Genomic DNA, 10639 nt, shown 5'->3' with positions numbered 1-10639 from the left:
GCATGTCCAGGGAGCTCCGCGAGCCCAATGAGAAGCTCGGCGCCGTCCTCGCCCTCGCGGGCATCAGCAACGCCGGGCTGGCCCGGCGGGTCAACGACCTCGGCGCCCAGCGCGGCCTGACGCTCCGGTACGACAAGACGTCGGTGGCCAGGTGGGTGTCGAAGGGGATGGTGCCGCAGGGCGCCGCCCCGCACCTGATCGCGGCCGCCATCGGCGCGAAGCTGGGGCGGCCGGTACCACTGCACGAGATCGGGCTGGCGGACGCGGACCCCGCGCCCGAGGTCGGCCTGGCCTTCCCGCGCGACGTGGGCGCGGCTGTGCGGTCGGCCACCGACCTCTACCGGCTCGACCTGGCCGGCCGGCGCGGTGGTGGCGGGATCTGGCAGTCGCTCGCCGGTTCGTTCTCGGTGGCGGCGTACGCGACGCCCGCCTCGCGCTGGCTGATATCTCCCGCCGATGGTTCGGTGGCACGCGAGCCGACGGTCTCCCGCACATCGGTTCAGACCCCTTCGGTTCAGAGCCCCTCGCTCGGGACCGCCCCGGCTCAGACGCCCTCGGTTCAGGCACACTCGGTTCCGGCGTCGCCGGTTCAGGCGTCCCCGCTTCAGGACGTGCCACCGCGTGACGCAGCGGCGACAGGACCGGCGGCCGGCCCGGCACCACGCCCTGCGACCGGCCCGACGACAGGACCGGTGACAGGCGCGGCCGGCAGCCTGCCCGCTCCACCGTCCACGGTTGTGCCCGCCCAGCCCGTCCCCGAAACGCCGCGCGACCACGGCCAGCGCGTGGGCCACAGCGATGTGACGAAGCTGCGCGAGGCCGCCGAGGACGCCCGCCGCTGGGACTCCAAGTACGGCGGCGGCGACTGGCGTTCGTCGATGGTGCCCGAGTGCCTGCGGGTGGACGCGGCGCCCTTGCTGCTCGGCTCCTACACCGACGAGGTGGGCCGCGCGCTGTTCGGCGCGACCGCCGAACTGACCCGGCTCGCCGGGTGGATGGCCTTCGACACCGGCCAGCAGGAGGCGGCCCAGCGCTACTACATCCAGGCGCTGCGCCTCTCCCGCGCGGCCGCGGACGTCCCCCTCGGCGGTTACGTACTGGCCTCCATGTCCCTGCAGGCGACCTACCGGGACTTCCCGGACGAGGGAGTGGACCTCGCGCAGGCCGCCGTCGAGCGCAACCGGGGCCTGGCCACCGCCCGCACCATGAGCTTCTTCCGCCTCGTCGAGGCCCGGGCGCACGCGAAGGCGGGCGACTCGGCGGCCGCGGGAGCCGCGCTGCGGGCGGCCGAGGGCTGGCTCGAACGCGCCCGGGACGGCGATCCGGACCCGACCTGGCTCGGTTTCTACTCGTACGACCGTTTCGCGGCGGATGCGGCGGAATGCTACCGGGACCTCAAACTCCCCCGGCAGGTCCGGCGCTTCACCGAGCAGGCGCTCTCCCGGCCCACCGAGGAGTACGTACGGTCGCACGGGCTGCGCCTGGTGGTGAGCGCGGTCGCCGAGCTGGAGTCGGGCAACCTCGACGCGGCCTGCGCGGCGGGCACCCGGGCGGTGGAGGTGGCGGGCCGGATCTCCTCGGCGCGCACGACCGAATACGTACGGGACCTGCTGCACCGCCTGGAACCGTACGGGGACGAACCGCGCGTCGCGGAGCTGCGCGAGCGGGCCCGGCCGCTGCTGGTGGCGCCGGCGTAGGGCCTGTCCGGCCGCATTGTCGGTGGCGGGGTGCAGTATGCAGGGGTGGGAGGTGTCAGCGTGGGCGGTGGCGTGGACTGCGATGTGCTGGTGATCGGCGGCGGAATCGTCGGCCTGTCGACGGCGCACGCCCTGTCGCGCCTGGCCCCGGGTACCAGGGTGGTGGTCCTGGAGAAGGAGACCGGTCCGGCCCGGCACCAGACGGGCCGCAACAGCGGGGTGATCCACAGCGGGATCTACTACCGCCCCGGATCGCTCAAGGCGCGCTTCGCGGTGCGCGGCGCCGCCGAGATGGTCAAGTTCTGCGCGGAGCACGGGATCCCGCACGAGGTGACGGGCAAGCTGATCGTCGCCACCGAGCGCGAGGAGCTGCCGAGGCTGCACGCCCTGGTCCAGCGGGGCCGGGAGAACGGCATTCCGGTGCGCGAGCTGGGTCCGGCCCAGATCGCGGAGTACGAACCCGAGGTGCGGGGCCTGGCCGCGATCCACGTGGCCAGCACCGGCATCGTGGACTACGGCACGGTGACCGCCCAGCTGGCGGAGTCCTCGGGCGCGGAGATCGTCTACGGCGGCGCGGTGGACCTGATCTCACGGCGCCCCTCCGCCGTGGCGGTGCGCACGACCTCCGGTCTGGTGGTCCGGGCCCGGGTCCTGGTGAACTGCGCGGGCCTCCAGTGCGACCGGATCGCGCGCCTGGCCGGGGACGACCCGGGGATGCGGATCATCCCCTTCCGCGGCGAGTACTACGACCTGGCACGCCCCGAGCTGGTGCGCGGGCTGGTCTACCCGGTCCCCGACCCCGCCTTCCCCTTCCTGGGGGTCCACCTGACCCGGGGCGTCGGCGGTGGCGTCCACGTCGGCCCCAACGCCGTGCCCGCGCTGTCCCGCGAGGGCTACGCCCGGTCCACGGTCCGGCCGCGCGACATCGGCTCTGAGCTGGCCTGGCCGGGATCCTGGCGGATGGCCGCGCGGCACTGGCGGTACGGAGCGGGCGAGATCCACCGCTCGCTGTCGAAGGAGGCCTTCACCCGGGCGGTGCGGCGCCTGCTGCCGGGCGTCACCGCCGCCGACCTCCGGCCCGCTGCGGCCGGGGTCCGGGCGCAGGCCGTGCTGCGGGACGGGACGCTGGTGGACGACTTCCTGATCCGGGACGCCCCGCGGACGGTGCACGTCCTCAATGCCCCGTCCCCGGCCGCGACCGCTTCGCTCCCGATCGGGCGCGAGATCGCGACCCGCGTCCTCCACACGCTCCGCACGTCCTGACCCCTCCGGGCCCGGCGGCGCTGCGCGGAGCATCCCCGGGCACCGCCCCGACCCGCGCCTCACATACCGGCATCCCGCGGGCGCTGCGCGGAGCATCCCCCGGACGCTGCCCGAAGCCGTGCCTCACACCGGCGTCCCGCGGGCGCTGCGCGGAGCATCCCCCGGACGCTGCCCCCACCCGCGCCTCACACCGGCGTCCCGCGGGCGCTGCGCGGAGCACCCCCCGGACGCTGCCCGAAGCCGTGCCTCACACCGGCATCCCGCGGACGCTGCGCGGAGCACCCCCCGGACACTGCCCCCACCCGCGCCTCACACACCGGCGCGGCTCGAAGAGCTGGGGCTCCGCCCAGGACCCCGCGCCTCCGAAGCCAGCGAGGCCGGATCGGGCCCCCCGCCAGGGGCCCGGCCCCCGTCGTAGAATCAGCGCATTGTGTCTGAGTCCCTGAACCCCCAGTCGCCCAGCCTCCCGGACGCCGCGCCGGAGGCGAACTCGTACGTGCCTCCCAAGTGGCGGACCGAGCCCCGGTTCCCCGACGGGCCCTCGCCGGACCCGGCCGGCTCGCACCACGAGCGGCGCATCCGGAGCTTCCAGCCCCGGCGCAGCCGGGTCACCACCGGCCAGGGCGAAGCCCTGAAGCGTCTGTGGGGCACCTGGGGCCTGGACATCGACGGCCACGAGGTCATCGACCTCAAGGCCCTCTTCGACGGTCTCCCCGTGGTCCTGGAGATCGGCTTCGGCATGGGCGAGGCCACTGCCCAGATGGCCGCCGCCGATCCCACCACCGGCATCCTCGCCGCCGACGTGCACACCCCCGGCCAGGGCAACCTCCTCGCCCTCGCCGAGCGGGGCGGCCTCACCAACGTCCGCGTGGCCAACGGTGACGCGATCATCCTGCTCCGCGAGATGCTGCCGCCCGCCTCCCTTGCGGGGATCCGCGTGTACTTCCCGGACCCGTGGCCCAAGGCCCGCCACCACAAGCGCCGGCTGATCCAGCCCGAGTTCCTCACCCTGGCCGCCACCCGCCTGGCGCCCGGGGCCGTGCTGCACTGCGCGACCGACTGGGAGCAGTACGCCGAGCAGATGCTCGAAGTCCTCACCGCGCACCCGGACTTCGAGAACACCCAGCCCGACGGCGGTTACTCCCCGCGCCCCGGCTTCCGCCCGCTCACCCGCTTCGAGGGCCAGGGCCTCGACAAGGGCCACGTCGTACACGACTTGCTCTTCCGTCGCACGGAGAACTGACAACGTCACTCCACGTGTCAGGCCGGCTCGGTAGGGTCATCATGTGTTCCGAGCGCTACGCCTTCAGCTCGCCCGGCTCGCACGCCCGTCGGGCACGGTCCGCATGTGCGTGCTCGTCGTCCTGCTCGCCGGCACGGGGATCGCGATCCTCGAACTCGTACGGGAACAGACGGGCACCACTGGCTTCTTCGTAGGTCTCGGCCTGGCCCTGCTGCCGGTGGCGCCCCTCATGGCGGCCTTCCGGTGGCTCGGCCGGGCCGCGCCCGCGCCCTGGGTCCAGATGCTGTTCTGCTTCGGCTGGGGAGCCTGCACGGCCGCGCTGATCGCCATACTGGCCAACAGTTTCGCCACCCAGTGGATAGCCGCGGCCACGGCCGACCCCGCCGACGCCGACACCATCGGCTCGGTCGCCATCGCCCCGGTGGTGGAGGAGAGCGCCAAGGCCGCGGCTCTGCTCCTCGTCTTCGTCTTCCGCAGACGGCACTTCACCGGACCCGCCGACGGCTTCGTGGTGGCCGGCTTCACCGCCACCGGCTTCGCCTTCACCGAGAACATCCTCTACCTCGGCAACGCCTTCGGGGAGGACGTGGCGGAGGGCACGGGCGTCCTGGATTCGGTGACGGCGGCGACCTTCTTCGTCCGGATAGTGCTCTCGCCGTTCGCGCATCCGCTCTTCACCGTGCTCACCGGGCTCGGCTTCGGCGCGGCCGCGGTCAGCGCCCGCCGGATACGCAGGATCGGTTTGCCACTCCTCGGCCTGGCGCTCGCCATGACCATGCACGCGCTGTGGAACAGCGCCTCCCAGTGGGGGGAGTACGGGTTCTACGCGGTCTACGGCTGCGTGATGGTCCCGGCGTTCGGCCTGCTCCTGTGGCTCGCGGTCCGGATAAGGCGACGCCGTCTGCGGGCCGTCGCCGGGGAGCTCGCGGTGTACGCCGCCGCCGGCTGGCTCGGCCGGGCCGAGGTCCCCGCCCTGGCTTCGATGCCGGCCCGGTCACTGGCCCGCAGCCTGGCCCGGCGCAGCGGGGGCCGGGCCGCCGGGCGGGCGGTCGCCCTGTACGAGGCGGACGCCGCTGCCCTGGCGCTGCTACGGAACCGGGCGCGCCGGGGCGGCCCGGTGCGCGAACCGGATTTCGCCGGCCGGGAACGGGAGTTGCTGCACAGCCTCTGGCAGCGCCGGGCGACGGCGGGCCCCGCGCTGGCCCGCGCGGCGGTCATGGAGGAGCTTCTTCCCCCGTGGTTCGACCCCCTGGCCCGCGGGCCGGGCCCCGGCGTCGCAGCCGCGGACGCGCCGGCCGGCGTACCGGCGCCCAGGCCGTCTAGACGTCCAGACCCTTGGAGGTCAGCCACGCCAGCGGGTCGGTCGTCGAACCGCCCTTGCGTACTTCCAGGTGGAGATGGGGTCCGGTGACGTTGCCCGTGGCACCGACGCGGCCGATGGTCTCGCCGGGCGCGACCGTGCCGGAGGTCACCGACATCGAGGAGAGGTGGCAGTACCAGACCTCCGTACCGTCCTCCAGCTGCAGCACGATCCGGTAGCCGTACGCCCCGGACCAGCCGGCCGAGGTGATCTTCCCGGTGGCCACGGCCTTGGCCGGGGTTCCGGTGGGAGCGGCGAAGTCGAGACCGGTGTGGTGGCCGGAGGACCACATGGAGCCGGAATCCCCGTAGTGCGAGGTGAGGGTGTAGGCGGAGGTGGGCAGGGAGTAGCTCCCGGCCGTCGCGGCGGCGCGCTCCTGCTCGGCCTTGGCCTCGGCGGCCTTGCGGGCCTCCTCGGCCTCGTGCGCCGCCTTCGCCTCGGCCTGCGCCGCGGCCTCCTCGGCCGCCTGGCGCGCGGCCTCCACCTTGGCCTTGGCCTCCTGGGCGGCGGTCTCCCGGGCGACCCGCTCGGCCTCCGCCCGGGCCTGCGCCGCCGCGGCGGCGTGCTGGGAATCGGCCTGCTGGAGGATGCGGTTGCGCAGCAACTCGCCCGCGTCGGACTGCCGGTCGGACTGCTGCGGAACGATCCCGGTCTTCGCGGCCGCCCCGGCCACCTCCCCGGAGCCGCCGTCCGCGTGCCGGACGCCGTCCCCGGTGATCCCGTCGCCGGAGCCGCCGGGCATCAGATCGGGCAGGTCGGGCAACGACGGCAGGGATATCGCGACTTGAGGACGGTCCTGCGCGGTGGCAATGCCGCTCGCGCCGACCGCCGCGATGACGCCTACGCCCAGCACGGTGGAGCTGCGCGCGAGTCCCCCGCGCTGCTTGGCCACCCGGTGCTTGCCGCGTACCGGACGGACCGAATCCTCGGTGGGATTCCACTCGCCCCAGGCACCCGCGGTGGGCGGCTCCTGGATCTCTGTGCCTTCAGGGGCAGGCAAGTTGGAGGCCACCTGGGCACACTCCTCATTGACGCGCACGCGCACGGCGCCGTCTCTTGCGACGGCTGGGACGACCGCGCTGCGTTATCGAAAGGTAATAGACGCGGGGGAGTGATTCCAAGCTGTTGCGATTGATCGTTCACACCAATCGGCCACTCCCTGACGGGTCTTGGCCACGCCTTTTCAGTCGATAAGTGGACCAACTCGGGCAAAAATCAAGCGACTCCCCCACCTCTCCGGCCACACACCGGGCATGACGGACCGTCAATCTCCTTGCGGAGAGCATCCTTTCGATCACACACGGTTACGCATCGTGATCACGGCGTACCACAGGCACGGTCCGCCGCCGATCCGGCTCCCCCTGCCCCGGCCGGCCCACCGCGAGCAGCGCCATGTCGTCCGTCGCCGCGCCCCCGGTATGCCGGCGCACGTCGTCGCTGAGCGCGCCGAGCAGCGCCTCCGGCCCTGGGAAGACCCGCCCGCGCAACCGGTCCGCCGGATCGTAGAAGGCCCCCGCCCGGTCCCGGGCCTCGGTGAGCCCGTCGGTGTACAGCAGCAGGGTGGTGCCGGCCGGGAAGGCCCACTCCTCGGCCCGGTCCGGCAGGCCGCCCAGCTCGCCCAGGCCGAGCGGCAGGGCGGGCTCCCCCGGGGCCAGCACCGTCACCGCCCCGTCCGCGTACAGCAGCAGCGGCTCGGGGTGGCCCCGGTTGAGCAGCCGCAGCGCTCCCGCGCCCGGCGGGATCTCCCCGAGCACGCACGTCGTGAACCCCTCCACCACGTCCAGGCTGTCGCGCCGGGTCCCCTCCCGGGCCAGGGCCCGCTCCAGCCGCTGCGCCAGAGCCTCCAGCGTCGGCTCGGTCTCCGCCGCCTCCCGGAACGCCCCGAGGACCACCGCCACGGCCTCCACCGCCCCCAGCCCCTTGCCCCGTACGTCGCCCACCGCCAGCCGCACTCCGTACGGGGTCTCCTGGACGGCGTACAGGTCACCGCCGATGAAGGCGTCGGCCTGCGCGGCCTCGTACCGGGCGGCGACGTGCAGGCCCCCGATCCGTTCGGCGGGCGTGGGCAGCACCGCCCGCTGCGCGGCCTCGGCGATCCCGCGCGCGGAGGCGAGCTGCCTGCCGCTGCGCCGCACCACCCGGTTGATCAGGAGCGCCAGCCCGGAGACGGTCAGGACGGTGGCCAGCTCGGTCAGCGCCTCGACCTTCCAGCTGGTGCCGTTGTAGATGTGCAGCAGGATGACGGCGAGCGAGGCCAGCGCACCGGTCGCTGCCGTGGCGCGGAGGGTGAACAGCGGGGCGGCGATCAGCGGGGCCGCGGAGAAGAAGGGGGAACCGGTGAAGCTGGGCGGGGTCAGCACGTCGAAGACCAGGCCGAGGGCGATCAGTGCGCCCGGCAGCGCCCGGACCACGTGCCGGGCCACAGCGCTCCCGGCACCGTTGACGCCGTTGCCGTTGCCGACGCCCACCACAGTGCCTTCCTGCCGCCCGGTCGCTCGCACGGGTGCGGGCCCGCCACCGCCTCGCCCCTCAAGGCTGTCGGCACGGGTGCCCGCGGGCTACCCGGCGACGGCCGAGCGGGTGACGAAGCGTGAGGTGCCGGTCCGGGACACCGGAACACAAGGACACCGGGACACGACGAAGGCCCGGCTCCCCAAAGGGAACCGGGCCTTCGTACTGAGTAGCGGGGGCAGGATTTGAACCTACGACCTCTGGGTTATGAGCCCAGCGAGCTACCGAGCTGCTCCACCCCGCGTCGGTAAACCCAACTCTACGCCATCCGGGGGGAGGCCTTCGCCAATTGACCGCCGACACACCCCCACGGCCCACATCGCCACAGGTCAGAGCCCTGAAACCGAGCTTCCAACAGGGCCGGAACCAGCCCGGGACCGGGGTGTGCCGGCGAAGATCATCTCTGTTGCACGCCGGTGACACTTCGGGGATGGTTCCGGGATCGGATCCGGGCGATGATTCACCTGTCGCCAAGGCCAGGGGGGAAAACGCACCGGCCGGGCGACACCAACCACACCAACGGCTCGGCGCTCTGCCGATGCCCCTGTGATTCCTGGGGGGAGTCCACCATGTCCGTTCGCACCGCAGCCGCCATCGCAGTCGTCGCCGGCGTTGTCACCACTCTGCTGCCGCTCTCGGCCACCGCCGCGTCCGCCGCACCCGCCACCGACGACCACCGCGTGCTGCGTACGGAGATGGGCACTCCCGTCCCCAACGGCCCGCTGACCCGCGGCGGCGTCACCGAGACCTTCGACCTCACGGTGAAGAACCCCACCGGCAAGGCCGTCACGTACAAGCCGTGGATGCTCCTGGACCCGACCGGCGCGAGCCCGCTGCAGAGCGACGACGTCGTCTTCAAGGTCGACGCGGTGGACGCCCCGGCGACCAAGTCCCAGGTCGGCCAGCAGGACGGCGAGTGGCAGGGCCTGTTCTACCCGGCGGCCTCCGGTTCTGAGGGCATGAGCGGCTTCGACATCCCCGCGAACGGCAAGATGACCTGGAAGGTCACCCTCGGTCTCGGTGCGAACTACCCGACCAACAACGGCGACTTCAACTTCAGGGCCTCCAGCTACAACGCCTCGGTGGACCCCTCCGCCGTGGCCTCCCGCGTGTTCAAGGTCGACCCGCAGATCAAGACGGGCGCGCTGAAGACCTCGTTCAAGCAGGGCTCCTCCGACATGGGCGGCCAGGAACAGCGCGCGTACTACGACCTGAACTACCAGGCCACCGGCGACGGCTCGTTCGCCACCGGCCTGTCGAGCACCCTGAGCCTGACGCACCCGGGCACGGAGAAGGCCGACTTCCGGCTGCAGGCCATGATCGACGGACGCTGGCAGGACCTGACGGCCAAGGACAGCCGCTACCAGCTGCCCGAGATCCCCAAGGGCTTCGGCGCGGCCTCCGGCATCCGCACCCTGCCGCTGCGGGTCAGCCTGGGCAAGAACACCCAGCTCAAGAAGAAGACCACCATCACGATGGAGGTCGAGGTCTCGCTGAGCAAGGGCAACACGGTCCCGTTCACCGGCGGTTACGTGAAGTTCCCGCTGGTCCCGATCGTGGAGACGGAGCCCACCCCGACCCCGTCCACCACGCCCGGCAAGACCCCGTCCACCACCACGGTGCAGCCGGCCTCGGCCACCTCCTCGGCCGCCGTCGCCGCGGGCAACACCAACGTGACCACCACGGGTTCGGCCACCGGCTCCCTCGCCGACACCGGCGCCAACTCGGGCACCGGCCTGTACGCCGGCCTCGCCGCCGCCCTGGTCGCCCTCGGCGCGGCCGCCGCCTGGCTCGGCGCCCGCCGCCGCCGCGGCCTGTCCGCCTGAACCGGCACCCGCACAGCGAAGCGCCCCACCCGATGACTTCGGGTGGGGCGCTTCGTCGTACGGGCCGCAGGGGTTGCTCCCCCGGCCCCGAGCGGTAGGCCATGTCGGACTCGAACCGACAACCAACGGATTAAAAGTCCGCTGCTCTGCCAATTGAGCTAATGGCCCTCCACGTGCTCACCCCAGAGCATAGCCGGACCGCGCCCGTCAGCCGATCGGGTATCGGTTGACCGGCCTGTCGGAGTCGACAGCGCGCCCACGCCCGTGGCCGGTACGAGCGCCGCGACGCCCGGGGGACCACGCGACAGGGCCCCCACGACCGTGTCGTGGGGGCCCTGTCAGGGGTTCAGCTCAGGCTGGGATCAGCCGTTGCGCTTCCAGCGCGGCTTGTCGTCGCGGCGGCCGCCGAAGGAGCCGGTGGAGCCGGTGGAACCGGAGCCGGAGGGGCGGTGGTCGTCACGGCGGCCGTACGGGCGGTCGCCGGCGCCGCCGGAGCGGAAGCCACCGGACGGACGGTCGTCACGACGGTCGCGGTTGAACGGACGGTCGCCGCCACCGGAGCGGAAGCCACCCGACGGACGGTCGTCACGGTTGAAGCCACCGGACGGGCGGTCGTCACGGCGGAAGCCGCCACGGTCACCACCACGGTCATCGCGGTTGAAGCCACCCGAGGGGCGGTCGTCGCGACGGAAGCCACCACCGGACGGACGGTCGCCACCGGAGCGGAAGCCACCCGACG

General features: G+C 73.1%; 7 protein-coding genes, 2 tRNA genes and 1 pseudogene. 5 read left to right on the top strand and 5 right to left on the bottom strand.

What is annotated here, in order from left to right; all coding sequences use genetic code 11:
• Positions 1 to 2 precede the first annotated feature (2 nt).
• The 4 genes from AB0D48_RS02055 to AB0D48_RS02040 all read left to right on the top strand — a co-directional run bounded on the left by AB0D48_RS02055 (position 3) and on the right by AB0D48_RS02040 (position 5614).
• Positions 3 to 1697 (top strand): sporulation protein, encoded by a 1695-nt coding sequence (locus AB0D48_RS02055; protein WP_362389729.1) that lies wholly within the window; start codon positions 3 to 5, stop codon positions 1695 to 1697.
• Positions 1698 to 1727: 30 nt separating this feature from the next.
• Complete coding sequence (lhgO, locus tag AB0D48_RS02050; RefSeq protein WP_362389727.1) at positions 1728 to 2960, top strand: L-2-hydroxyglutarate oxidase; 1233 nt, start codon at positions 1728 to 1730, stop codon at positions 2958 to 2960.
• A gap of 496 nt (positions 2961 to 3456) precedes the next feature.
• Positions 3457 to 4203 (top strand): tRNA (guanosine(46)-N7)-methyltransferase TrmB, encoded by a 747-nt coding sequence (gene trmB, locus AB0D48_RS02045; RefSeq protein ID WP_362389789.1) that lies wholly within the window; start codon positions 3457 to 3459, stop codon positions 4201 to 4203.
• Between the two features lie 103 nt (positions 4204 to 4306).
• Entirely contained in the window at positions 4307 to 5614 is a 1308-nt protein-coding gene (locus AB0D48_RS02040; RefSeq protein WP_362389787.1) for a PrsW family intramembrane metalloprotease, read from the top strand.
• Here AB0D48_RS02040 and AB0D48_RS02035 read toward each other — a convergent pair.
• The 3 genes from AB0D48_RS02035 to AB0D48_RS02025 all read right to left on the bottom strand — a co-directional run bounded on the left by AB0D48_RS02035 (position 5523) and on the right by AB0D48_RS02025 (position 8318).
• Positions 5523 to 6563, bottom strand: coding sequence for a M23 family metallopeptidase (locus AB0D48_RS02035; protein WP_362389785.1), 1041 nt, complete (start codon positions 6561 to 6563; stop codon positions 5523 to 5525). The two genes, AB0D48_RS02040 and AB0D48_RS02035, sit on opposite strands and share 92 nt — an antisense overlap.
• Positions 6564 to 6867: 304 nt before the next feature.
• The gene (locus tag AB0D48_RS02030; RefSeq protein WP_362389783.1) at positions 6868 to 8031 is read right to left on the bottom strand and encodes a PP2C family protein-serine/threonine phosphatase; all 1164 of its coding nucleotides are present in this window, start codon (positions 8029 to 8031) and stop codon (positions 6868 to 6870) included.
• A 213-nt stretch (positions 8032 to 8244) separates the two neighbouring features.
• Positions 8245 to 8318: transfer RNA gene (locus AB0D48_RS02025), tRNA-Met, on the bottom strand.
• Between the two features lie 325 nt (positions 8319 to 8643).
• On the opposite strand from AB0D48_RS02025, the gene AB0D48_RS02020 reads away from it, so the two are divergent.
• Positions 8644 to 9900, top strand: a complete 1257-nt coding sequence (locus AB0D48_RS02020) for a hypothetical protein (protein ID WP_362389725.1) — start codon at positions 8644 to 8646, stop codon at positions 9898 to 9900.
• Positions 9901 to 9995: 95 nt separating this feature from the next.
• Here AB0D48_RS02020 and AB0D48_RS02015 read toward each other — a convergent pair.
• Positions 9996 to 10068, bottom strand: a tRNA-Lys gene (locus AB0D48_RS02015).
• A 194-nt stretch (positions 10069 to 10262) separates the two neighbouring features.
• A pseudogene (locus AB0D48_RS02010) lies at positions 10263 to 10639 on the bottom strand (RNA helicase); the annotation flags it as partial.

Source organism: Streptomyces sp. NPDC048269, from assembly GCF_040652395.1.
Taxonomy (GTDB): Bacteria; Actinomycetota; Actinomycetes; order Streptomycetales; family Streptomycetaceae; genus Streptomyces.
Note: the sequence above shows the minus strand (reverse complement) of the source record. Positions and strands in the feature narration are given on the sequence as shown.